We start from the raw sequence: 21,221 nt of genomic DNA, 5'->3' as shown, positions 1-21,221 counted from the left end.
CCACCGGGTAGCCGTTGGTCTCCCGACGAAGAGAGGGAGTTGCACATGTCTGCGATGGACAAGGCCCGTCACAAGGTCGAGGAGACGCTGGGCAAGGCCAAGGAGAAGCTCGGCAGCGCGACGGGCGACCGCCGGACCGAGGCCGAAGGCAAGACCGAGCAGGCCAAGGGCAACCTCAAGCAGGCCGGCGAGCACGCGAAGGACGCCTTTCGCCGGGACGGGTGACTCCCAGCACCGATCCCGGGAGTTCGCGCGATTCAACGGTGCCAGGTCGGCGGGGGCCGCACGTGCCCCCGCCGACACGCGCCCGGACCAGGAGGCTCCGATGCAGGAGCAGGACTTTCCGCTGCCGGACTACGACCAGCTGTCGACGGGTTCGCTGCAGCACATGATTCGCTCGCTCGGCCGCGACGAGCTCGGCCAGGTGCTCGACTACGAGCAGCGGCACAACGACCGGCCGCAGGTCGTCGAGCTCATCAACCAGCGGCTCGGGGAGCTCGACCGCGGTGCCGAACCCGCGCCGGGTGAGCACCGGGCTCAGCCAGCCGAGGCGCGCGACTCGGCGAAGGGATCGCCGGTGACACCGGCCGGATCCCCGCAACCGACGCACCCGCCGCGCCACGGCACCCAGGAACCGCCGGGCGAACCCAAGGGCGAGTAGCCCCGACGCAGCGCGAAGGTCCCTGGCGAGGGGTGCTGCGCTGGGGGCCGCCCACGCTCAGTCGCTCGTCTTGAGCTTCTTCATGATCATGTGGGAGTCGACCCGGGCGACGGCGCGCAGGGCCATGAGCTTGGTGGTGAGGAACGTTTCGAAGGTGGCGGAGTCCTCGACCGCGACCCGGATGAGGTAGTCGGGGCGGCCGAAGAGGCGGTGGACCTCGACGACCTCGTCGTAGGCGGTGATCGCCGCTTCGAGCTCCTCGACGGTCTGCAGGTCGTTGATGCTGATCTCCACCGAGACCATCACCTCGAAACCCCGCCCGGCCGCGGCCGGGTCGATGCGGGCGCGGTAGCCCGCGATGATCCCCTCCGACTCCAGGCGCTTGACCCGCCGCAGGCACGGGGCGGGGGTGAGACCGACCCGCTGGGCGAGCTCGACGTTGGTCAACCTGCCGTCCTGATGCAGGTGCGACAATATTGCTCGATCGAGGTCGTCCATCGGCATATCATTGCTCTCCGGGTCGAAAACGGGGAACGGTGAGCAACCATATTACTCCGTTCGCCACCTAAAATTGCAGTCATGCCTGCTGTTCTGGTCGAGGGGGCCGCTGCGCCCCCGCGCGGCGACTTCCGCGCTGCACTACGGGATTCGAGCTCCGTGGGGCTGGCGATGATCCCGCTCGGCGTCGCCTTCGGGCTGCTCGTGGCGCACGCCGGTTTCGACTGGTGGTGGGCGAGCGCGTTCACCGCGCTGGTCTACGCGGGCTCGCTGGAGTTCCTGCTGATCGGGCTCGTCGCGGCCGCCGCGCCGCTCGCTCAGGTCGCGGTGACCGCGCTGCTGGTCAACTTCCGGCACGCCTTCTACGCGCTGTCGTTCCCGCTGCACCGGGTGCGCGGCCGGATCGGCAAGCTCTACAGCACTTTCGCGCTCACCGACGAGGCCTACGCGCTGACCACCGGGCCCGCCGCGCAGGACTGGAGCGGCAGGCGCATCGTGTGGCTGCAGGTGCTGCTGCAGTGCTACTGGGTCGCCGGCGGGACGCTCGGCGCGCTGTTCGGGGCCCTGGTGCCGTTCCCGCTCGACGGGCTGGACTTCGCCCTCACCGCCCTGTTCGTGGTGCTCGCGCTCGACGCCCACCGCGCCCGGCGCAGCGTTCCCGCACCGGCGCTGGCGATGATCTGCGCGCTGGTGTCCATGCTGCTGTTCGGCGACCAGATGCTGCTCGCCGCCCTGGGGATGTTCACCGGCTGCCTGCTGGTGGGCCGAATCGCGTTGCGCGGGAAGGCTTCCGATGCCTGACCCGATCTACGTCGGCTGCGTGGTGGCGGTGTCCGCCGTGGTCACCTGGGCGTTGCGGGCGCTGCCGTTCGCCGCGCTGGCGCCGCTGCGCAGCAGTGCCACCGTGCACTTCCTCGGCGCGCGGATGCCGGTGGGCGTCATGGTGATCCTCGCCGTCTACACCCTGCGCGACGCGGAGGTCTCGGCCTACGTGCCGACGGCGCTGTCGCTGGCGGCCACCGTCGGCCTGCACCTGTGGAAGCGCAACGCGGTCCTGAGCATCTTCGGAGGAACGGCTGCGCACGTGCTGCTGACCGCGCTCTACCCCTGGTAGTCGCCCAGCCTCTGGTGGGTCGCCCCTACCCCTGGTGGTCGCGGTAGGCGGCGACGAGCTGGTCCTCGGCGGCGTCGAAGTACGCGTCGAGCTTGGCCGCCGCCCGCTCGCGCTCGCCCGCAGTGAGCAGGTCGGCGATCTCGCGGTTGAAGCCGAGGTAGGGGCGGTGGAACTCCTCGGGTCGCGACATCACGTGGAAGGCCAGGCGCAGTTCGGCGAGCAGCTGGCGCATCGTCTCGTTGACCCGGGGGCTGCCCGCGAGCGCCGCCACCGCCTCGTGGAAGCGCATGTTGGCCGTGCCCACGTCCCACCAGCGCTCCTCGGCTGCCGCGCGCTCGCCGTCACCGACCGCGTGGTCGACCGCGGCGACCAGGTCCGGGTTCTCGCCGCGCCGCACCGCGCTGGTCTCCAGCAGGCGGCGGATCCGGTAGAGGTCGATGACGTCCTCGGCGGACAGGACCCGGACGAACACGCCGCGGTGGAACTCGTGCACCAGCAGGCGTTCGTGCACCAGCAGCCGGAACGCCTCGCGCAGCGTGTTGCGGGAGACGGCCAGGGCCTTGCCCGCGCTCTCCTCCGACAGCCGGGTGCCGGGGGAGAGGGCGCCGTCGATGATCCGCTGGCGCAGCACGTCGGCGACCCGCTCGGCGGTGCTGGTGCGGTCCAGCAGCGCCCGGTCGGCCGCCAGCAGGTCAGCCCACGGGTCGGTCGCGGTCACTCCGGCTCCCAGTGCAGTCGGTCCAGGTGATCAACAGTTTAGCGGGAAAGTTCCACCTGAGGGATTGCGGGATTGTTCAACAATTCTCTATCTTGTTCCGAACCGCAGCAACCGCGATCGGAGTGCCATGACCGACACGAGCACACCCCGGCAGAACGGTTCGAAGGGCAGACGCAGCACCCTGCTCGGCGCCGTGTTCCTCATGGCCACCAGCGCCATCGGACCCGGCTTCATCACCCAGACGACCCAGTTCACCGTCCAGCTCGGCGCCGCGTTCGCCTTCGCGATCCTGGTGTCGATCCTGATCGACATCGCCGTGCAGCTGAACGTCTGGCGCGTCATCGGCGTCTCCGGCATGCGCGCCCAGGACCTCGGCAACAGGGTCCTGCCCGGTCTCGGCTACGCGATGGCCGCGCTGGTCGTCTTCGGTGGTCTCGTGTTCAACGTCGGCAACATCGCGGGCACCTCGCTCGGTCTGGACGCGCTGTTCGGCCTCGACGCCAAGATCGGCGGCGCGCTGTCCGCGGTGATCGCCATCGGCATCTTCCTGAGCAGGCGCGCAGGCGTGGCGATGGACCGCATCGTCGTCGTGCTCGGCGTCGTGATGATCCTGCTGACCGCGTTCGTCGCCTTCTCCTCCGCGCCGCCCGTCGGGCAGGCGGTGGTGCAGGCCGTGTGGCCCGAGCAGGTCGACTTCCTCGCCATCACCACCCTCATCGGCGGCACCGTCGGCGGCTACATCACCTACGCGGGCGCCCACCGGCTCGTCGACGCCGGGGTCACCGGGCCCGACCAGATCGTCGACGTCAGCCGCAGCTCCGTGGTGTCGCTGCTGGTCACCGGCGTGATGCGGCTCGTGCTGTTCCTCGCGGTGCTCGGCGTGGTCGCCGGTGGCGCGACGCTCGGCTCCGGCAACCCCACGGCGGAGGCGTTCCAGCACGCGGCCGGGGAGGTCGGGCTGCGGCTGTTCGGCATGATCCTCTGGGCGGCCAGCATCACCTCGGTCGTCGGCGCCGCCTACACGTCGGTGTCGTTCCTGGTCACCTTCTCCCGCTCGCTGGAGAAGGCCCGCAACTGGCTCGTCGTGGCGTTCGTGGCCGTTTCGGCCCTGGTCTTCGTGCTGCTGGAGCAGGCGCCCACCACACTGCTGGTGCTGGCGGGTGCGCTCAACGGGCTGATCCTGCCGGTGGGCTTCGGCGTGCTGATGTTCGTGGCGGCCCGGCGCGGCGACCTGCTCGGCGGCTACCGCTACCCGCGCTGGCTGCTGGTGCTCGGGGCGGTCGCCTGGCTGGTGACCGTGTACCTGGGCGTCAACTCCCTGAGCGGCATCGCTGCCCTGTGGGAATGACCCCGTGGGAATCACGCTGTGGGAATCACGCTGTGGGGATGACCCCGTGGGATTGATGCTGTGGGAATGACGCCGGGGAATGAGGAGCGAGGGGGAGTGACGACGGTGGACCTCAACGCGGATCTGGCCGAAGGGTTCGGCCACTGGGAACTCGGCGACGACGAGGCGCTGCTGGGCGTGGTGACCAGCGCCAACGTGGCCTGCGGCTTCCACGCCGGGGACGCCACGGTGATCCGCTCGGCGGTGGAGCTGGCCGCCGAGCGCGGGGTGGCCGTCGGCGCGCAGGTCGGCTACCGGGACCTGGCCGGGTTCGGCCGCCGGTTCATCGACGTGCCGCGGCGCGAGCTGACCGACGACGTGATCTACCAGATCGGCGCGCTGGCCGGCTTCGCCCGCGTCGCGGGCACCGAGGTCCGCTACGTCAAACCGCACGGCGCGCTCTACAACGCCATCGTGCACCACGCCGAGCAGGCCGCCGCCGTCGTCGACGCGGTCCGCGCCTACGACCCGGCGATGGCGGTGCTGGGGCTGCCCGGGTCCCAGTGGCTCGACCAGGCCGAGAGAGCGGGGCTGCCGACCTACCGCGAGGCCTTCGCCGACCGCGCCTACACGCCCGAGGCGACGCTGGTGTCGCGGCGCGAAACCGGTGCTGTGCTGCACGATCCCGACGAGATCGCCGCGCGTTGCCTGGCGCTGGCCGCCGGCGAACCGATCCGCGCCGTCGACGGCAGCGAGATCCGGGTGCGGGCCGACTCGATCTGCGTGCACGGCGACAGCCCGGGCGCGGTCGCCATCGCCCGGGCCGTGCGCGACCGGCTCACCGACGCCGGGGTCGTGCTGCGACCCTTCGCGGCGGGCGCCTCCGCAGCGGGGAGCCCGTGATGCGGTTCCTGCCCTGCGCCGACTCCGGGCTGCTGATCGAGCTGGCCGACCTGCAGCAGGTGCACGCCCTCTACGCGGCGCTGTCCGAGGAACCGCCCGAGGGCGTCATCGACCTCGTCCCGGCGGCGAGAACGCTGCTGCTGCAACTGGATCCGCGCCGCGCCGACCTGCGCGCCATCGAGGAGGCGGTGCGCGCGGCCGAGCCCCGCCACGGGTTGCGCGGCGAGGGCGAGGAGCTGGAAGTGCCGGTGGTCTACGACGGGGCCGACCTCGCCGAGGTCGCGCGGCTGACCGGGCTCACCGAGCGCGAGGTCGTCGACCGGCACACCGGAGCCGACTGGAAGGTCGCCTTCGGCGGCTTCGCACCGGGTTTCGGCTACCTCACCGGCGGGCCCGAGGACCTGGTGGTGCCGCGGCGCACCGAGTCGCGCACCGCTGTGCCCGCCGGGGCCGTCGGCCTGGCGGGGGCGTTCAGCGGCATCTACCCGCGCGAATCGCCCGGCGGCTGGCAGCTCATCGGCCGCACCGACCTGCAGATCTGGAACATCGACCGCGACCCGCCGGCCCTGCTGCGACCGGGCGTGCGAGTGCGGTTCCGGGAGATCGGATGAGTGTGGAAGTGCTGGCCACCGGCCCGCTGGCCACCGTGCAAGACCTCGGCAGGCCGGGACTGGCCGGGATCGGCGTGGGCACCTCCGGTGCCGCCGACGCCGTTTCGCTGCGGCTGGCCAACCGGCTCGTCGGCAACGACGAGGGCGCTGCGGGAATCGAGATCACCTTCGGCGGACTCGCCCTGCGCGCCCACCGGGATCTGACGGTGGCGCTCACCGGGGCGCCCTGTCCGATCACAGTGGACGGTCGTGGTGCGGCGCCCAACTCGGTGCTGCGCGTGCCGCGCGGAACCGAGCTGCGGCTGGGCGTTCCGGCCGTCGGCCTGCGCAGCTACCTCGCCGTCCGCGGCGGTCTCGACGTCGACCCGGTGCTGGGGTCGCGGTCCACCGACGTGCTCTCGGGCCTCGGACCCGACCCGCTGAGCCCCGGCACCGCGCTGCCGGTCGGGGCGCCGCCGGAGCGGTTCCCGGTCGTGGACCTCGCGCCCGTCGCCGATCCACCGGAGCACGTCGTGCTGCGGGTGCGACCCGGTCCGCGCGACGACTGGTTCACCTCCGAGGCGCTGACGACGCTGGTCAGCGCGCCCTACGAGGTCACCTCCGAGAGCAACCGGGTCGGCATGCGGCTCGACGGACCGGTGCTGGAGCGCAGCCGCACCGAGGAGCTCCCCAGCGAGGGCATGGTCACCGGCGCGCTGCAGGTGCCGCCGCTGGGCACGCCGACCCTCTTCCTGGCCGACCACCCCGTGACCGGCGGCTACCCGGTGATCGGCGTGGTGGTGGCCGCCGACGTGGCCAAGGCCGCGCAGGCGCGCCCGGGCCAGCACGTCCACTTCCGATTCCTCTGAGCACGTCAGGAGCGCGCGATGTCGAAGGACTTCTCACCCGAGCAGGCCCGGGCGGCGTTCCGGGGCGGACTGCGGGTGCCGACCTCCGGTTTCAGCGCCGGGTGGACCCAGGCCAACCTGATCTCGCTGCCCCGCGAGCACGCCTACGACTTCCTGCTGTTCGCGCAGCGCAACCCGAAGTCGTGCCCGGTGCTGGACGTGACCGAGCCGGGGGAGACCGGCGCGTCGCTGTTCGCCGGTGACCTGCGCACCGACCTGCCCGCCTACACCGTCTACCGCGACGGGGAGCTGGTCGAGGAGCGTACCGAGGTCACCGACCTGTGGCGGGACGACCTGGTGAGCTTCCTGGTCGGGTGCAGCTTCACCTTCGAGGCCGCGCTCCTGGAGGCCGGCGTGCCGGTCCGCCACATCGAGGCCGGCAGCAACGTGCCGATGTACCGGACGTCGCGGCAGTGCCGCCCCGCCGGGGCGCTGTCGGGCCCGCTGGTGGTCTCGATGCGTCCGGTCCCGGCGGAGCTGGTCGCCACGGCCGTGCGCGTGACCTCCCGCTACCCGGCGGTGCACGGCGCCCCGGTGCACATCGGCTCCCCGGAGCAGCTGGGGATCGCCGACCTCGGCGCGCCCGACTTCGGCGATGCGGTGGAGGTCCGGCCCGGTGAGATCCCGGTGTTCTGGGCCTGCGGCGTCACCCCGCAGGCGGCGGTGATGCAGTCCAGGCCGTCGTTCGCGATCGGTCACGCCCCCGGCCACATGGCCATCACCGACGCGCGCGACAGTGACTACCAGGTGCCCTGACGGGGACCACCAGGCGCCCTGATGAGGCCTGGGCCACTTGCGATCCTGGTCATGATTGCGGAGCGCGTGCCGGACCCGCTGCTTACGGTGGCGACGTGACTTTTCGTGTTCCGCTTCAGGTCCGCAGCTACGAGCTCGACGCGCTCGGCCACGTCAACCACGCGGTGTACCACCAGTACGGCGAGGTGGCGCGGGTTGCCGGGTTCCAGGCGGCCGGGTGCGACTGGGACGGGCTGGTCGCGCAGAAGCTGTCGCCGGTGCTGCTGAGCACCACCGTGAACTTCCGGCGCGAGCTGCGCGCCAACGAGCACGTCGAGGCCTCCTGCGAGGCCAAGTTCGGCTCGGGCAAGTCGTTCCACCTCGACACGGTGATCACCAAGGCCGACGGCACCATCTCCGCCGACATCACCTGCGTGCTGGGCATCATGGACCTCGACGCCCGCAAGCTCGTCGCCGACCCGCTCGGCACCCTGCGAGCCGTCGGCTTCGACGCCGAGATCCTCGCTCCGGGAGCCTGAGCTCCCGGAGCGCCTGAGGCCCCTGGGCCTGAGACCACTGAAACCTGAGACCGCTGGGCCCGGGCGCGGTCAGCGCTCGTCGCGCTTGCTCCGGCCGGGGAGCTCGAAGTCCCGGATGCGGTGGGCGGCGACCGCGGCCTCGCGGTCCAGCCGCCGCCAGTCGTCGTACGGCTCGGCCTGCTCCCGCAGCGGCGCCAGGTTCCTCAGGATGATGCGCGTTCTCGTGTCGGTGCTCATCGCTCCGCTCCCGTCAACGAGGTGTCTCCCCACACGGGTGATCGCATCGCGATGATCGGGAATTAGCCGGAAGTAGGCCAGGTCACGGGAGTGATCACGGTCGCACCGAGGTGATCTCGACCGCGCCGCCCCGTCCCGGGATCATCGTGACGTTGCGGTGCACCGGGCGTTCCGCCGCCTGCGACACGGCTTTCAGGTCGGTGCGGCGGGCGATCTCGGCGGTGAGGATGCGCATCTCCTCCATCGCCAGCGTCGCGCCCAGGCACCGCCGGTCGCCGCCGCCGAACGGGATCCACGTGCTGGAGCCGGGTTTCACGCCGACGAACCGGTCCGGGTCGAAGGTGAACGGGTCGGCGTAGAGGTCGTCGCGGTGGTGCAGCGACAGCACCCCGATCAGCACGCGCGTGCCCGCAGGCACCACGGCGTCACCGAAGCGCCAGTCGGCCTTGACCCGCCTGCCCAGCATCGGGATCACCGGCCGCACCCGCATCGACTCGTGGATCGTGGCCTCCACGTAGTCCTCGTCGTCCTCGCCCCGCGCCGCTTCGCGCAGCCTGCCGTAGGGGCCCGGTGCGCGGACCAGGCGCTCGAAGGCCCAGCCGATGGAGTTCGCGGTCGTCTCGTGCCCGGCGAGCACCAGCGTGAGCAGCTCGTTGCGCAACTCGCCGTCGCTGAGCGGCTCGCCCTCGTCGTCGCGGGTGTCGAGCAGCAGCGACAGGATGTCGTGCCGCTCGCCCGGCACGTGCGCGGCGCGACGCTCGGCGATCACCGCCATGACCGCCCGGTCGAGGTGCGCCAGGCCCCACTTCTGCACGCCGACGGGCTCGGACCGGCGCATCGACAGCGCCTCGCTGACCCGGGCCAGCGGGCTGACCGACAGGCCCAGCAGCTGCCGCAGCCGCGTGCGCAGCAGCTGCTCGGCCTCGCCGGAGCTGTAGTCGATGCCGAACACGCCGGACATGATCACGTCGAGGGTGACCTTCTGGGCGGCGTCGGCCAGCCGGATCCGCGAACCGGCCCGCCAGGAGCCGATCTCCCGGTCGGTGGCCTCCTGGATCTGCTCGCGGTAGCGGGCGATGGCCTTGCCGTGGAACGGCGGCATGAGCAGCTTGCGCTTGCGCCGGTGCGGTTCCCCGGTCACCGTCAGCACCGAATCGCCGACGATCGGGCGCAGCATCGACTGGCCCGCCGTCGACGGCGCCAGCGCCGGTCCCGCGGTGAACAGCGACTTCACGTGATCCGGGTGCGCGGTGATGGCCAGCGGCCGCTTCTCCAGCATCGTGGTGACCCCGAAGATGTCGCCGTGCCGCCGGGCGCCCTCGAACAGCAGCCCGCCCTGGTCGTGGGCGAACCGCAGGGTCTGGCGCAGCCGTCCCGTCCCGAGCAGCGGTGGCGGCGTGCCCGGATCGTCGGTCGGACCGGCGGGCGAAGGCGCCCACTCGCGGGAAGCGGACGGCGTCGCGTCCTCCCACCAACGTCCCCGGTGCGGCGCTGCGGACGGGGCGATCGAGGTCGTCATGCCCGCAACGCTATCGGGCGGGTGACCGGGCGCACATCGTCCTGCGGGCCCGGTTTCGCCTCCTACCTGAGGAGGAGATCCACCCGCTGCTCGCGGCGTTCTAGGGTGACCGGGATGAGGAGTGCGATCCGCTACGTGCACGGCAGGGCGGCGGCGCTGCCGTTCGGCTACCCGCCGGCCGTCGTGCTGCCGGGGCACGCGTGCCTGGTGGTGGTCTCGGCCGTCGCGGTGGTGCAGCGGCTGGCCGCCGGGATCGTCGACTGGACGCTGGTCGGCGGTCTGCTCGCGATCGTGCCGGTGGTGCACCTGCTGGCGGGAAGGCCCATCCCGGACGGCGGGCGGCCCCTCGGGGTGGCCGTCTGCGCGATGCTGGGCACCTCGATCCTGCTGGTGCACCCGGTCGCGAACGACCTCGCGCCGCTGATCCTGGTGGTGATGCTCGCCGAGTGCGCCGCCGTCACCTCGGCGCGGGTGAGCCTGACGACCGCCGCGGTGGCCGCGCTGGTCCCCATCACCGCCGCCGCGCTCGGCCACCTCGGCTACGGGCTGGCGTTCTCGCTGGTGACCATCGCGCTCGGCTGGGCGACCGGTTACATCATCCGGACCCAGCTGCGGCTGTTCGAGCAGGAGCGCCGGTCGCAGGCCGAGCGGACCGCGCAAGCCGCCGACGACGAGCGCCGCCGCATCGCCCGCGAGGTGCACGACGTCGTCGCCCACTCGCTGAGCATCACGCTGCTGCACCTCACCGGCGCCCGCCGCGCGCTGCAGGAGGACCGCGACGTCGACGAGGCCGTCGACGCGCTCACCGACGCCGAGCGGCTCGGCCGCCAGGCCATCGCCGACATCCGCCGCACGGTGGGGCTGCTGGACTCCGAGCCGACGAAGGTCCGCCCGGAACCCGGGATCGATGACATCGACGAGCTCGTCTCCGACGTCGTGCGCGCTGGGGTCCCGGTGACCTGCGACGTCCGCGGCGATCCCGGAACGGTGTCGGCCGCAACGGGTCTCGCGCTCTACCGGATCGCCCGCGAGGCGCTGGCCAACGTCGTCAAGCACGCGCCCGGCGGCAGCACCGAGGTGCGCCTCGTCCTCGGTCCCGGCACCGCGCTCACGGTGTCCAACGACCTCGCGGGCGCGGTCCCCGAGGTCGTGACCGGCAACGGAATCGCCGGGATGCGCCAGCGCGCCGAGCTCCTGGGTGGGCACCTCTCGGCAGGTCCCGAGGACGGCCGGTGGGTGGTGCGCGCCGATTTCGCGCCCGACGCCCCGCCCGCTCCGGATGCCCGATGATCCCCGCGGAGGCCCGATGATCAAGGTGTTGCTCGTCGACGACCAGGAGCTGGTCCGCTCGGGACTGCGGCGGATCCTGCGCCGCAAGGACGGGTTCGCCGTCGTCGGCGAGTGCGCGGACGGGGCAGAGGTCGACGACGCCGTGGCCGCCGACCGTCCCGACGTCGTGGTCATGGACCTGCGCATGAAGCACGTCGACGGCATCGAGGCCACCCGCCGGTTGCAGGCGGCGGAGGACCCGCCGCCGGTGCTGGTGCTGACGACCTTCGACGACGACCAGCTGCTCTCCGGCGCGCTGCGCGCCGGGGCCAGCGGCTTCCTGCTCAAGGACTCGCCCGCCGAGGACGTCATCCGCGCCGTGCGCGCGCTGGCGGCGGGCGAGGCCTGCCTCGACCCGGCCGTCACCGGTCGCGTGCTCACCGCCTACCGGACCAGCGCGCCCGAACCCGAGGCCACCGCCGTCGAGGAGCTCACCTCCCGCGAGCACGACGTGCTGGTGCTCCTCGGCCGCGGCCTCTCGAACGCCGAGATCGCCGCGGAGCTCGGCATCTCCGAGGTGACCGTGAAGAGCCACGTCGGCCACATCTTCGTCAAGCTCGACGTGCGCGACCGGGCCGCGGCCATCGTCTACGCCTTCGACCACCGCATCGTCACGCCGAGGTAGCGCTGCGCGCGGGCGGCGAACAGCCCCAGCGCTCGGGCATCACCGGGAGCGGAACCAGGAGGCGACCCGGCCGCGGAACTCCTCGGGCGGGAGCGATCCCGCGCGCTCGGGGAGCGCGGCGAGCACCGGGAGGCCGGTGACGCGGGGGAGCTCGGTGGTGTTGCACCCTTCGGCCAGGTCGGGGTGTTCGGGCACCGACCCGAGCACGAGCCCCGCCGGTTCCAGACCGCGCCCGCGCAGGGCCTCGACGGTCAGCTCCGTGTGGTTGAGCGTTCCCAGGCCGACCCGGGTGACGACGTGCAGGCGCACCTCGTGATCGAGGGCGAGTTCGGCGGCCAGGTCGGGCAGCGTGCCCCCGGTGGTGTCCAGGCGGACCAGGGCTCCGCCCGCCCCTTCCACGATCACCACCTGGTGGCGGCGGGCGAGCGCGCGGACGTGCGCGGCGTGCTCGCCGATCGCCGGGACCGCGGTGCCGCGCAGCCGGGCGGCGGTGTCCGGGGCGAGCGGGTCGGGCAGGTGCGCGAGCTGGGCGACCCGGCATCCGGCCAGGCGGCGGACGACCTCGACGTCGGGTTCGTCGGTGCCGGTCTGGGTCGGCTTGACCACCACCACGTCCGGTCCGAAGTGGACGGCGAGCGCGGCGGTGGCCACGGTCTTGCCGACGCCGGTGTCGGTCCCGGTGACGAAGACGATCATGCTGCCCTCCGATGCCGCTCGACGACTCCCGCGAGCACCTCGACCGCGCGGTCCCACGCGTCCTCGGCGATACCGGCCTGGGTGGTGATCCGCAGCCGGGAGACCCCGTCGGGCACCGACGGCGGCCGGAAGCACCCCACCCGCACACCGGCCTGGCGCGCGGCGTCCTGCGCCGCCAGCGCCCGCTGCGGCGAGGACATCGGCACCGACAGCACCGCGCCCGCGGACCGGGTGACGCCGAGCCGCTCGGCGAGCCGCGCGGCCCGGTGGTGGATCCGCTCCGGCAGGTCCGGGCGGTCCCGCAGCAGGCGCAGCGCCGCCAGCGCTCCGGCGGTGGGCGCCGGCGCCAGCGCGGTGTCGAAGATGAACGGCCGAGCCCGGTTGACCAGGTGCTCCACCAGCTCCGGCGACCCCAGCACCGCCCCGCCCATCGCGCCCAGCGACTTCGACAGCGTCGCCGTCATGACCACCTGCGGCGCCTCGCCCAGACCGGCCACCAGGCCCCGGCCCCCGTCGCCGACGACACCGAGCCCGTGCGCCTCGTCGACCAGCAGCAGCGCGCCGCGCTCGGCGCAGAGCGCGGCCAGCTCCGGCAGCGGTGCGGCGTCGCCGAGAACCGAGTACACCGACTCGGTCAGCACCATCGCCCGTCGCCCGTCGGCCTTCTCCAGCGCCGCCCGCACCGCGTCGACGTCGTTGTGCGGCACCACATCGACCGCAGCGCGCGACAACCGGGCCGCGTCGATCAGCGAGGCGTGCACGTGCGCGTCCGAGACGATCAGCGCGTCGCGGTCGGCGAGCGCCGTGACCGCCGAGAGGTTGGCGTGGTAGCCGGTGGAGCACACCAGCGCGGCGGGTCGCCCGGTGAAGTCGGCGAGCTCGGCCTCCAGCTCGCCGTGCAGCGTCGTCGTGCCCGTGACCAGCCGCGACGCGCCCGATCCCGCGCCCCAGGACCGGGCCGCCCCGGCCGCGGCCGCGCGCACCTCGGGGTGCGCGCTCAGGCCCAGGTAATCGTTGCCGGCCAGGTCCAGGACGTCCTCGCCGAGCGCGCGCGGGCGCAGCGCGCGGCGCAGGCCCGCGCGCTCGCGCTCCTCCCGCTGCTCGGCCAGCCACCGCTGCCAGCTCATCCCGCCTCCGCCGCGGCGGCGATGCCCGCGCACAGCGTCGCCACGTCCTCGTCGCTGCACACGTACGGCGGCATCGTGTAGATCAGGTCGCGGAACGGGCGCAGCCACGCGCCCTCGGCCAGCGCCGCCTCGGTCGCCTGGGCGACGTCCACCGGGTGGTCGAGGCGGACGACGCCGACCGCGCCGAGGACCCGCACCTCGGCGGCGTCGACGTCGTGCAGCGCCTGCAGTCCGGTGTTGATCCGCCGCACGTCCTGCTCCCACCCGCCGGTGGCCAGCAGGTCCAGGCTCGCCGAGGCCACCGCGCAGGCCAGCGGGTTGCCCATGAACGTCGGACCGTGCATGAGCACGCCGGAGTCGCTGCCGGAGATCCCGCGCGCCACCTCGCCGGTGCACAGCGTCGCCGCCATCGTCAGGTAGCCGCCGGTGAGCGCCTTGCCCAGGCACAGCACGTCCGGGCTCACCCCGCCGGCCTCCGCGGCGAAGAGCGTGCCGGTGCGGCCGAACCCGGTGGCGATCTCGTCGAAGATCAGCACCAGCCCGTGCTCGTCGGCGATCTCGCGGAACACCCGCAGGCACTCGGCGGGGTAGGGGCGCATCCCGCCCGCGCCCTGCAGCAGCGGTTCCACGACGAGCCCGGCCAGCCGGTGGGCGTGCTCGGCTGCCAGCGCCCGGAAGCCCTCGGCCCACGCGGTCACGTCCTCGCCGACCGCCGGTGGCCGCTCGCCGAAGACCTGCTCGGGCAGCAGCGCCGACCACATCGAGTGCATGCCGCCGTCGGGGTCGCACACGCTCATGCAGTCGAAGGTGTCGCCGTGGTAGCCGCCGCGGACGGTGAGGAACCGGGTGCGCTCGGGGCGTCCGCGACCGCGCTGGTGCTGCAGCGCCATCTTCATCGCGACCTCGACGCTCACCGAACCGGAGTCGGCCAGGAACACCCGGTCGAGCCCGTCGGGGGTGATCTCGACCAGGCGCCGCGCCAGCTCGACCGCCGGTTCGTGGGTGAGACCGCCGAACATCACGTGCGAGAACCGCTCGGCCTGGCACCGCAGCGCCTCGTCGAGCGCGGGGTGCCGGTAGCCGTGGATCGCCGACCACCACGAGGCCATCCCGTCGACGACCTCACCGACGCCGTCGATCTCGATCCGGCTGCCCGACGCGCCGGTGACGAGCCGGGTCGGGGCGGGGTCGAGCATCGAGGTGTAGGGGTGCCACAGGTGCTCGCGGTCGTAGGCCAGCAGCGCGGGGGCCTCCATCAGGCGTTGGGCAGGACGTCGGTGCCCGCGCCGCGACGGCGGATCGCCGGATCGACCGGCCGCTGCGCGATCTCCTCCTCCGAGCCCAGCACCACGAAACCGCTGTCGCGGATCATGGCCAGGTCGGCCTCGGCCTCCTGGCCCTCGGAGGTGAGGTAGTCGCCGAGGAACAGCGAGTTGGCGACCTGCAGCGCCACCGGCTGCAGCGAGCGCAGGTGCATCTCGCGACCCCCTGCGATGCGGACCTCCCGGTCCGGGCAGACGAACCGGGCCATCGCCAGGATCTTCACGCAGCGGGCGGGGGAGAGCTCCCAGGTGTTCTCGAACGGGGTGCCGTCGAAGGGCATCAGGAAGTTCACCGGGATCGAGTCCGACTCCAGCTCGCGCAGCGCGAACAGCGCCTCGACCAGCTGCTCGTCGGTCTCGCCGAGTCCCGCGATGAGCCCCGAGCAGGGCGACAGGCCCGCGGTCCTGGCCTTGCCCACGGTGTCGACGCGGTCGGCGTAGGTGTGGGTCTGGACGATCGAGTCGTGGTGGCTCTCGGCCGTGTTGATGTTGTGGTTGTAGGCGTCCACCCCGGCGTCCTTGAGCCGCTCGGCCTGGCCGTCGGAGAGCAGTCCGAGGCACGCGCACACCTCGACGTCGGGGTGCTCGGACTTGAGCGCGCCGACCATCTCGGTGACCTTGTCGATGTCGCGGTGGGACGGTCCGCGCCCGGAGGAGACCAGGCACACCCGGCTCGCGCCGCCCTTGAGCCCGGCGCCGGCCTGCTGCAGCGTCTCGTCCTTCGACAGCCACGAGTACTTCAGGATCGGCGCGTTGGAGCCCAGCGCCTGGGAGCAGTAGTTGCAGTTCTCCGGGCACAACCCGGACTTCAGGTTCACCAGGTAGTTGACCTTCACGGTGTTGCCGAAGTGCGCCCTGCGCAGCCTGCTCGCCGCCGCCACGACGGACATCAGCTCGGAGTCGTCGGCGCGCAGCACGGTCAGCGCGTCCTCGGTCGAGACCGGTCGTCCGGCCAGGACCGCGTCGGCGAGCTGATCGAAGGTGAAGCTCATGGGTGTCTCCCGAAGTCGACCTGAACAGTGTTCACCTGAACGGCGTTCAGGCTAGACTGGGGGCGTCGATCGGTCAACGGGAGGTCTCCGAGTGCGCTACCACCGCAGCGACGTCGTGGAACGAGCCGTCGCGGTGCTCGACGAGTACGGGCTGGAATCGCTGACCATGCGCCGGCTCGCCTCCGAGCTCGGCGTCCAGCCCAGCGCGCTCTACCACCACGTCCCCAACAAGCAATCGCTGCTCGCGGCCGTGGCCGACGAGATCCTGCAGCGGGGCAGCAGGCCGCGCAGCGCCGAGCGCTGGGACCGGCGGGTGATCGAGATCTGCGCCGAGCTGCGCGACGCGATGCTCGCCTACCGGGACGGAGCCGAGGTCGTCGTCACCGCCCACACCTTCGGGCTCGGCGCTCGGGAACCGGCCGCCGCGCTGCGCTCCGCGCTCGCCGACGGCGGCCTGCCGGGCGAGCTGGTCGACATCGGCACCCGCGCGATCCTGCACCTGGTCTTCGGCCACACCGTCGAGGAGCAGACCGCGATGCAGGCCGCCAGCGCCGGCGCGATCGACCGGAACCCGGGCGGTGCGGCGGATTTCGAGCAGGGGCTGCAGCTGCTCCTCGACGGGTTGCGAGCCCGGGTGTCGGCCACCTGAGAGCCGGAGTGGTTACCGTGGCGGGATGGAGCTGTTCACCACGGCTTGGACGTCGCTGCGGGCGGTCGTCGCCGACCTCGCCGACGACGACCTGCTGCGGGCGTCCGGGTGCCGCGGCTGGCTGGTGCGAGATCTGGTGTGCCACCTGATCATCGACGCGCAGGACGTCCTGATCGCGCTGGCCACCCCGGCGGACTCCGAGCCGACCCGCAACGCCGTCACCTACTGGGATCTCGCGCCCGCCCAGCCCGGCGGTGATGACCCGGCCGACGCGCTGACGGTCCGGCTCGCCGCCGCCTACCACGAACCGCGGCTGCTGAAGTTCCACCTCGACGACGTCGGCTCGGCCGCGGGCCGGGCCGCGCGGCTCGCCGACCCGCGGGGTCGCATCAGCACCAAGGGCGAGGTCCTCATCGTCGCCGACTACCTCGACGCCTACGTGCTGGAGTGGACGCTGCACCACCTCGACCTGGTCGCGCACCTGCCGCACGTCCCGGGCCCGCCCGCCGAGACCCTCGCCGCGTCCCGGGACATGCTCGACCGGATCGCCGGAACCCCGTTCCCCGCGGAGTTCTCGGACGCCGACGCCCTGCTGGTGGGCACCGGCAGGCGCGCACCGTCCGAGTCCGAACTGGACGGACTGCCGGGCGGTGTGCCCCTCGTGCTCGGGTGATCAGTCGCGCCGCGGCGTTCGGTGCAGCAGGTGGAAGCGCGACCACTGCGCCTCGGCGGCCTCGATGGAGCGGCGGGTGCGGTCCGGGTCCACCGTGGACAGCTGCGCCGCGATCGCCTGCGCCACCGCCAAACCCGGTGCCAGCGAGGGGAAGAACGCCACGCCCTCAGCCGGGATCAGCACCACCTGCTCGGCCGCCGCAGCCAGGGCGGGGCTGGCCGCGTCGGTGAGCGCGAAGACCCGCGCGCCCCGGTCGTGCGCCTCCTCGGCCGCGGTCACCGTGCTCTGGTAGAGCCGCCAGAAGCTGATCGCGATCACCACGTCGCCCGGTTCGATCCGCGACACCGCGTTGGCCAGCTCGGCGTCGTCGTGCACGACGGTCGCGGCGTAGCCCGCCAGCTGGACGTTGTGCCCGAGCGCCGTCCCGACCGAGACGTAGCTGCCGTTGGCCACGATCAGGGTGCGCCGCGCCTGCGCGATCGCCTCGGCGACGGTGCGCAGCAGCTGCTCGTCGAGGCGGCGGTTGAGCACCGCCAGCGATTCCAGGTCCCGGCGCAGCGACGCTCCGCCGAGCTCGCCCTCGGTCCGCTGCGCGGCGGCCACGTCCGGTGCGCTCAGCGAGGACAGGTAGCGGGCCCGCAACTCCTGCTGCAGGTCGGACCAGCCGGTGAAGCCCAGCGCCTGCGCGGTCCGGCTGACCGTGGCGACGTTGACACCGGCCAGCTCGGCGGCCTCGGCGGCGGAGCTGTACGAGACCCGTCGCGGCTGGGTGAGCAGCACCTGCAGCACGGACGAGCCCTTGCTGCGCAACCCGCGCTCGGGCACGCGCCCGCGCAGCCACGCCTCGAACCCGTCGGGCTCGCCGTCGGTCACTGGGGCTCCTCTCGTCGCGCACAGCTTAACGAGCTCACAACGCAACAGGTATTGCAGTTTGCAATAACTGCACTATATGTTGCTGTCCACTTTCGCTCGGTGCTGCGACACATTGGAGGCACCCCGTGTCCCTGCTGGCCCGACTCGACCGGCTCCCGCTGAGCCGGCCGCACTACCTGCTGCTGTTGCTCGGCGGCCTCGGCTACACCTTCGACGGGATGGACTCGGCCGTCGTGGCCTTCCTGCTGCCGAGCGTCCAGGACGAATGGGGGCTGACCAACGCGCAGCTCGGCCTGATCGGCTCCGCGACGCCCTTCGGCTTCCTGTTCGGCGCCACCTGCGCCGGACTGCTCGGCGACCGCATCGGTCGCAAGAAGGTCATGATGTGGGCCCTGGCGGTCTACGCCCTGTTCTCAGTGGTCGGGGCGCTCTCGCCGAACTACGAGATCTTCCTCGGCGCCCGCGTGCTCGCCGGGTTCGGCGCCGGGGCCGAGAGCGCGATCATCGCGCCCTTCCTGTCCGAGTTCGTGCCCGCCGCCCGACGCGGCTGGTTCGTCGGTGCCCTGGCCGGGTTCTTCTCCTTCGGCTTCGTGGCCGCCGCGCTGCTCGGCCGCTTCGTCGTGCAACCGGTGCCCGAGGGCTGGCGCTGGGCTCAGGTGATCACCGCGCTGCCGATCGTGCTGCTGCTGTGGTGGCGCCGCTCGCTGCCCGAATCACCCCGCTACCTGCTGGCCAACGGACGCGCGGCCGAAGCCGAGGAGATCGTGGTCGGCCTGGAGGCGAAGGTCCGGGCCGCCACCCGCGCCGAGCTGCCGCCGATCCCGGAGGCGGTAGTCGAGAAGCCGGCCGAGACCCGCAAGATCGGGCTGCTGTCCGCGCTGAAGTACCTGTGGAGCGGCTCGATGGCGCGGCGCACCGCGATCACCTGGCTGATCTGGTTCGTGATCACCTTCTCCTACTACGGGTTCTTCACCTGGATCCCGACGTTGCTGGTGCAGCAGGGCATCACGGTCACCAAGAGCTTCGAGTTCTCGATCATCATCTACTTGGCGCAGGTGCCCGGGTACTTCTCGGCGGCGTGGCTCGGCGAGTACCTGGACCGCAAGAACACCATCGCGCTCTACCTCGCCGGAGCCGCCGCCAGCGCGTTCTGGATGAGCCAGATGACCGATCCGGTGCTGATCACGACCTCGGCGGCGGTGCTGTCGTTCTTCCTCAACGGCACCTACGCGGCCGTCTACTCCTACACCCCGGAGGTCTTCCCGACCTGGATCCGGGCCTCGGGAACGGGGCTGTCCAGCGCGTTCGGGCGGGTCGGCAGCATCATCGCGCCCTCGGTGATCGGCCTGTCCGCCGCCTCGCTGGGCTTCGCGGGCGTGTTCGGCCTGACCACCGCCGTGCTCGCGGTCGGCGTGGTGTGCACCCTGCTGTTCGGGCTCTCCACCGCGGGCCGGTCGCTGGAAGACCTCACCGAGACCGGCGGAGCGGAGGCGGTGACCCGATGAGGCTGTCCGAAGTGGAAGAACGCGTCCGGCGGGACGTCGGGGTCCGGTTGTTCACGGTGCTGGCCTGGCTGCCCGGTCGCCGCGTGCTGCACCGCGCGCACAGCAGCCACCCCGAGCAGTACCCGGTCGGTGGCGAGAAGAGCGTCGAGGTCGCCGCCGACTGGCTGGAGCGCTGCATCGTCGCGCGAGAGCCCTACTTCGGCCCGGACGAGGCCTCGGTGCGGGAGGTCTTCGCCGACCACCGGCTCATCGCCGAACTCGGCTGCGGCTCGGTGATCAACGCCCCGGTGGTGGGGCCGTCCGGCGCGCTCGGCGTGCTCAACCTGCTCGACGCGCCCGGCGCCTACCAGCGGTCCCAGGTGCCGCGCGTGGAGGAGCTCGCTTCGCTGGCCGTGCCCGTGCTGAGCGAACTCGTGCAGCGCATCGACGAACCCGAGGAGGAATCGACCCCGTGACCATCCTGCTGCTGCGCTCCGGCGCGCTGCTCGACGTCGAGACCGGTGAGTACGCCGAAGGCGACGTGCTGTGCGCCGACGGCCGCATCGTCGAGACGGGCCCCGGTCTCCAGGCGCCGGACGGCGCGCGCGTCGTCGAGCTCGGCGGGGCCACCGTGCTGCCCGGCCTGATCGACGCCCACGTGCACGTCACCGCCGCCACCGCCGACCTCGGGGCGCTCACCACCTGGTCGCCGTCCTACGCGACGGCGCACTCCGCGCGGATCATGAGCGGGATGCTCGACCGCGGGTTCACCACGGTGCGCGACGCCTCCGGTGCCGACTTCGGGCTCGCCGACGCCCAGGCCGAAGGGCTCCTCCGCGGGCCGCGACTCGCCTTCTGCGGCAAGGCGTTGAGCCAGACCGGGGGGCACGGCGACAGCCGCCCGCGCGGCACCCGCCTGCACGACGGGCACCAGTGCTGCGCCGGGCTCGGACGCATCGCCGACGGCGTCGACGCGGTGCGCGCCGCCGCCCGCGACGAGCTCCGCAAGGGCGCCCACCACATCAAGGTGATGGCCGGGGGAGGGGTGGCCTCGCCGACCGACCGGATCGACTCCACCCAGTACTCGATGGACGAACTGCAGGCCATCGTGCAGGAAGCCGAGGCCGCCAACCGCTACGTGGCCGCGCACGCCTACACGGCCCGCTCGGTCAGCCGGTCGCTGCGCGCCGGCATCCGCTCCATCGAGCACGGCAACCTCATCGACGAGTCCAACGTGGCCGAGTTCGTCGAGCACGACGCGTTCCTGGTGCCGACGCTGGTGACCTACTGGGCGCTCAAGTCCGAGGGACGCGAGTACGGGCTGCCCGAGGACAGCTGGCGCAAGGTCGACGAGGTGCTCGGGGCCGGGCTCGCCGCGCTGGAGACGGCCCACCGGGGCGGCGTGAAGATCGTCTACGGCACCGACCTGCTCGGCGGGATGCACCGACACCAGAACGAGGAGTTCCGGATCCGCAGCGAGGTCCAGGAACCGCTGGAGGTGATCCGCTCGGCGACCAGCACCGCCGCCGAACTGCTCGGCATGAGCGGCGAGATCGGCACCCTCCGGGAGGGAGCGCGCGCCGACCTCGTGGTCTGCGACGGCGACCCGCTCGGCGACATCTCCGCGCTGGCCGACCCGAAGCGCATCCGCCACGTCGTCCAGGACGGCGACCTGGTCTGAGGTCGCGAACGGGGTGCGTCG

At 72.5% G+C, this 21,221-nt stretch carries 26 protein-coding genes; 17 read left to right on the top strand and 9 right to left on the bottom strand.

The genetic code is table 11. The features are described 5' to 3' along the window. The first annotated feature begins 45 nt into the window (after positions 1–45). Both QFW96_RS00700 and QFW96_RS00695 read left to right on the top strand, forming a co-directional pair. A complete protein-coding gene (locus tag QFW96_RS00700; RefSeq protein ID WP_281453490.1) occupies positions 46–225 on the top strand; it encodes a CsbD family protein in 180 nt (59 codons plus the stop codon). Between the two features lie 100 nt (positions 226–325). Next, on the top strand, positions 326–661 hold the full coding sequence (locus tag QFW96_RS00695; RefSeq protein WP_281453489.1) for a DUF8129 domain-containing protein: 336 nt from the start codon (positions 326–328) through the stop codon (positions 659–661). 57 nt (positions 662–718) lie between these two features. Here the strand turns inward: QFW96_RS00695 and QFW96_RS00690 are convergent, their stop codons facing one another. Next, positions 719–1,159, bottom strand: a complete 441-nt coding sequence (locus QFW96_RS00690) for an Lrp/AsnC family transcriptional regulator (protein ID WP_281453488.1) — start codon at positions 1,157–1,159, stop codon at positions 719–721. Between the two features lie 81 nt (positions 1,160–1,240). On the opposite strand from QFW96_RS00690, the gene QFW96_RS00685 reads away from it, so the two are divergent. Together QFW96_RS00685 and QFW96_RS00680 are read left to right on the top strand one after the other, a co-directional pair. Continuing rightward, the gene (locus tag QFW96_RS00685; RefSeq protein WP_281453487.1) at positions 1,241–1,960 is read left to right on the top strand and encodes an AzlC family ABC transporter permease; all 720 of its coding nucleotides are present in this window, start codon (positions 1,241–1,243) and stop codon (positions 1,958–1,960) included. Next, complete coding sequence (locus QFW96_RS00680) at positions 1,953–2,273, top strand: branched-chain amino acid transporter permease (protein WP_281453486.1); 321 nt, start codon at positions 1,953–1,955, stop codon at positions 2,271–2,273. The genes QFW96_RS00685 and QFW96_RS00680 overlap by 8 nt, the downstream gene beginning before the upstream one ends. A gap of 25 nt (positions 2,274–2,298) precedes the next feature. On the opposite strand, the gene QFW96_RS00675 is transcribed toward QFW96_RS00680, so the two are convergent. Beyond that, entirely contained in the window at positions 2,299–2,991 is a 693-nt protein-coding gene (locus QFW96_RS00675; RefSeq protein WP_281453485.1) for a GntR family transcriptional regulator, read from the bottom strand. 127 nt (positions 2,992–3,118) lie between these two features. On the opposite strand from QFW96_RS00675, the gene QFW96_RS00670 reads away from it, so the two are divergent. The 6 genes from QFW96_RS00670 (at position 3,119) to QFW96_RS00645 (ending at position 7,993) form a co-directional block, all read left to right on the top strand. Then, positions 3,119–4,339 (top strand): NRAMP family divalent metal transporter, encoded by a 1,221-nt coding sequence (locus tag QFW96_RS00670; RefSeq protein ID WP_281453484.1) that lies wholly within the window; start codon positions 3,119–3,121, stop codon positions 4,337–4,339. Positions 4,340–4,444: 105 nt separating this feature from the next. Next, a complete protein-coding gene (locus QFW96_RS00665) occupies positions 4,445–5,221 on the top strand; it encodes a LamB/YcsF family protein (protein ID WP_281454006.1) in 777 nt (258 codons plus the stop codon). Next, positions 5,221–5,832 carry a 5-oxoprolinase subunit PxpB gene (gene pxpB / locus QFW96_RS00660; RefSeq protein ID WP_281453483.1) on the top strand — a complete coding sequence of 204 codons (612 nt, stop codon included), beginning with the start codon at positions 5,221–5,223 and terminating at the stop codon, positions 5,830–5,832. The genes QFW96_RS00665 and pxpB overlap by 1 nt, the downstream gene beginning before the upstream one ends. Continuing rightward, complete coding sequence (locus QFW96_RS00655) at positions 5,829–6,680, top strand: 5-oxoprolinase subunit C family protein (RefSeq protein WP_281453482.1); 852 nt, start codon at positions 5,829–5,831, stop codon at positions 6,678–6,680. The genes pxpB and QFW96_RS00655 overlap by 4 nt, the downstream gene beginning before the upstream one ends. 18 nt (positions 6,681–6,698) lie before the next feature. Further along, positions 6,699–7,475 carry a putative hydro-lyase gene (locus QFW96_RS00650; protein WP_281453481.1) on the top strand — a complete coding sequence of 259 codons (777 nt, stop codon included), beginning with the start codon at positions 6,699–6,701 and terminating at the stop codon, positions 7,473–7,475. 95 nt (positions 7,476–7,570) lie between these two features. Beyond that, a complete protein-coding gene (locus QFW96_RS00645) occupies positions 7,571–7,993 on the top strand; it encodes an acyl-CoA thioesterase (RefSeq protein ID WP_281453480.1) in 423 nt (140 codons plus the stop codon). A 69-nt stretch (positions 7,994–8,062) separates the two neighbouring features. Here QFW96_RS00645 and QFW96_RS00640 read toward each other — a convergent pair whose 3' ends face one another. After that, a complete protein-coding gene (locus QFW96_RS00640; RefSeq protein WP_281453479.1) occupies positions 8,063–8,230 on the bottom strand; it encodes a hypothetical protein in 168 nt (55 codons plus the stop codon). Positions 8,231–8,324: 94 nt separating this feature from the next. Continuing rightward, positions 8,325–9,749 carry a cytochrome P450 gene (locus tag QFW96_RS00635; RefSeq protein WP_281453478.1) on the bottom strand — a complete coding sequence of 475 codons (1,425 nt, stop codon included), beginning with the start codon at positions 9,747–9,749 and terminating at the stop codon, positions 8,325–8,327. A gap of 114 nt (positions 9,750–9,863) precedes the next feature. Here QFW96_RS00635 and QFW96_RS00630 point away from each other — a divergent pair, with 114 nt between their 5' ends. Next, positions 9,864–11,039, top strand: coding sequence for a sensor histidine kinase (locus QFW96_RS00630; protein WP_281453477.1), 1,176 nt, complete (start codon positions 9,864–9,866; stop codon positions 11,037–11,039). Positions 11,040–11,055: 16 nt separating this feature from the next. Next, the gene (locus QFW96_RS00625; RefSeq protein WP_281453476.1) at positions 11,056–11,703 is read left to right on the top strand and encodes a response regulator; all 648 of its coding nucleotides are present in this window, start codon (positions 11,056–11,058) and stop codon (positions 11,701–11,703) included. A 39-nt stretch (positions 11,704–11,742) separates the two neighbouring features. Here the strand turns inward: QFW96_RS00625 and bioD are convergent, their stop codons facing one another. From bioD to bioB, 4 genes are read right to left on the bottom strand one after another with little or no spacing between them, the layout of a single operon-like run. Continuing rightward, positions 11,743–12,399 (bottom strand): dethiobiotin synthase, encoded by a 657-nt coding sequence (gene bioD / locus QFW96_RS00620; protein ID WP_281453475.1) that lies wholly within the window; start codon positions 12,397–12,399, stop codon positions 11,743–11,745. Further along, positions 12,396–13,526, bottom strand: coding sequence for an 8-amino-7-oxononanoate synthase (locus QFW96_RS00615; protein WP_281453474.1), 1,131 nt, complete (start codon positions 13,524–13,526; stop codon positions 12,396–12,398). Before QFW96_RS00615 ends, bioD begins: the two co-directional genes overlap by 4 nt. After that, entirely contained in the window at positions 13,523–14,782 is a 1,260-nt protein-coding gene (locus QFW96_RS00610) for an adenosylmethionine--8-amino-7-oxononanoate transaminase (protein ID WP_281453473.1), read from the bottom strand. Before QFW96_RS00610 ends, QFW96_RS00615 begins: the two co-directional genes overlap by 4 nt. Continuing rightward, positions 14,782–15,840 (bottom strand): biotin synthase BioB, encoded by a 1,059-nt coding sequence (gene bioB / locus QFW96_RS00605; protein WP_281453472.1) that lies wholly within the window; start codon positions 15,838–15,840, stop codon positions 14,782–14,784. The genes QFW96_RS00610 and bioB overlap by 1 nt, the downstream gene beginning before the upstream one ends. A gap of 91 nt (positions 15,841–15,931) precedes the next feature. Between bioB and QFW96_RS00600 the strand changes: the two genes are divergently transcribed. Next, positions 15,932–16,489 (top strand): TetR/AcrR family transcriptional regulator C-terminal domain-containing protein, encoded by a 558-nt coding sequence (locus QFW96_RS00600; RefSeq protein WP_281453471.1) that lies wholly within the window; start codon positions 15,932–15,934, stop codon positions 16,487–16,489. Positions 16,490–16,514: 25 nt separating this feature from the next. Beyond that, the gene (locus QFW96_RS00595; RefSeq protein WP_281453470.1) at positions 16,515–17,162 is read left to right on the top strand and encodes a maleylpyruvate isomerase N-terminal domain-containing protein; all 648 of its coding nucleotides are present in this window, start codon (positions 16,515–16,517) and stop codon (positions 17,160–17,162) included. Here the strand turns inward: QFW96_RS00595 and QFW96_RS00590 are convergent, their stop codons facing one another. Further along, positions 17,163–18,035, bottom strand: coding sequence for a MurR/RpiR family transcriptional regulator (locus tag QFW96_RS00590; RefSeq protein WP_281453469.1), 873 nt, complete (start codon positions 18,033–18,035; stop codon positions 17,163–17,165). Between the two features lie 125 nt (positions 18,036–18,160). On the opposite strand from QFW96_RS00590, the gene QFW96_RS00585 reads away from it, so the two are divergent. From QFW96_RS00585 to QFW96_RS00575, 3 genes are read left to right on the top strand one after another with little or no spacing between them, the layout of a single operon-like run. Next, a complete protein-coding gene (locus tag QFW96_RS00585) occupies positions 18,161–19,540 on the top strand; it encodes an MFS transporter (RefSeq protein WP_281453468.1) in 1,380 nt (459 codons plus the stop codon). After that, complete coding sequence (locus QFW96_RS00580) at positions 19,537–19,995, top strand: GAF domain-containing protein (protein ID WP_281453467.1); 459 nt, start codon at positions 19,537–19,539, stop codon at positions 19,993–19,995. Before QFW96_RS00585 ends, QFW96_RS00580 begins: the two co-directional genes overlap by 4 nt. Next, positions 19,992–21,200, top strand: a complete 1,209-nt coding sequence (locus QFW96_RS00575) for a metal-dependent hydrolase family protein (RefSeq protein ID WP_281453466.1) — start codon at positions 19,992–19,994, stop codon at positions 21,198–21,200. Before QFW96_RS00580 ends, QFW96_RS00575 begins: the two co-directional genes overlap by 4 nt. The last annotated feature ends 21 nt before the right edge of the window (positions 21,201–21,221 follow it).

It is taken from the genome of Saccharopolyspora ipomoeae (assembly GCF_029952525.1).
Lineage (GTDB): Bacteria > Actinomycetota > Actinomycetes > Mycobacteriales > Pseudonocardiaceae > Saccharopolyspora > Saccharopolyspora ipomoeae.
This window is presented reverse-complemented; position numbering and strand designations above follow the sequence as displayed.

Coding starts and splice junctions, on each gene's coding strand:
- QFW96_RS00655 (WP_281453482.1), top strand. CDS start 5,829: ATGAGTGTGGAAGTGCTGGCCACCGGCCCGCTGGCCACCGTGCAAGAC.
- QFW96_RS00625 (WP_281453476.1), top strand. CDS start 11,056: ATGATCAAGGTGTTGCTCGTCGACGACCAGGAGCTGGTCCGCTCGGGA.
- QFW96_RS00695 (WP_281453489.1), top strand. CDS start 326: ATGCAGGAGCAGGACTTTCCGCTGCCGGACTACGACCAGCTGTCGACG.
- QFW96_RS00640 (WP_281453479.1), bottom strand. CDS start 8,230: ATGAGCACCGACACGAGAACGCGCATCATCCTGAGGAACCTGGCGCCG.
- QFW96_RS00685 (WP_281453487.1), top strand. CDS start 1,241: ATGCCTGCTGTTCTGGTCGAGGGGGCCGCTGCGCCCCCGCGCGGCGAC.
- pxpB (WP_281453483.1), top strand. CDS start 5,221: ATGCGGTTCCTGCCCTGCGCCGACTCCGGGCTGCTGATCGAGCTGGCC.
- QFW96_RS00670 (WP_281453484.1), top strand. CDS start 3,119: ATGACCGACACGAGCACACCCCGGCAGAACGGTTCGAAGGGCAGACGC.
- QFW96_RS00580 (WP_281453467.1), top strand. CDS start 19,537: ATGAGGCTGTCCGAAGTGGAAGAACGCGTCCGGCGGGACGTCGGGGTC.
- QFW96_RS00690 (WP_281453488.1), bottom strand. CDS start 1,159: ATGGACGACCTCGATCGAGCAATATTGTCGCACCTGCATCAGGACGGC.
- QFW96_RS00595 (WP_281453470.1), top strand. CDS start 16,515: ATGGAGCTGTTCACCACGGCTTGGACGTCGCTGCGGGCGGTCGTCGCC.
- QFW96_RS00680 (WP_281453486.1), top strand. CDS start 1,953: ATGCCTGACCCGATCTACGTCGGCTGCGTGGTGGCGGTGTCCGCCGTG.
- QFW96_RS00610 (WP_281453473.1), bottom strand. CDS start 14,782: ATGGAGGCCCCCGCGCTGCTGGCCTACGACCGCGAGCACCTGTGGCAC.
- QFW96_RS00635 (WP_281453478.1), bottom strand. CDS start 9,749: ATGACGACCTCGATCGCCCCGTCCGCAGCGCCGCACCGGGGACGTTGG.
- QFW96_RS00700 (WP_281453490.1), top strand. CDS start 46: ATGTCTGCGATGGACAAGGCCCGTCACAAGGTCGAGGAGACGCTGGGC.
- bioB (WP_281453472.1), bottom strand. CDS start 15,840: ATGAGCTTCACCTTCGATCAGCTCGCCGACGCGGTCCTGGCCGGACGA.
- QFW96_RS00615 (WP_281453474.1), bottom strand. CDS start 13,526: ATGAGCTGGCAGCGGTGGCTGGCCGAGCAGCGGGAGGAGCGCGAGCGC.
- bioD (WP_281453475.1), bottom strand. CDS start 12,399: ATGATCGTCTTCGTCACCGGGACCGACACCGGCGTCGGCAAGACCGTG.
- QFW96_RS00650 (WP_281453481.1), top strand. CDS start 6,699: ATGTCGAAGGACTTCTCACCCGAGCAGGCCCGGGCGGCGTTCCGGGGC.
- QFW96_RS00630 (WP_281453477.1), top strand. CDS start 9,864: ATGAGGAGTGCGATCCGCTACGTGCACGGCAGGGCGGCGGCGCTGCCG.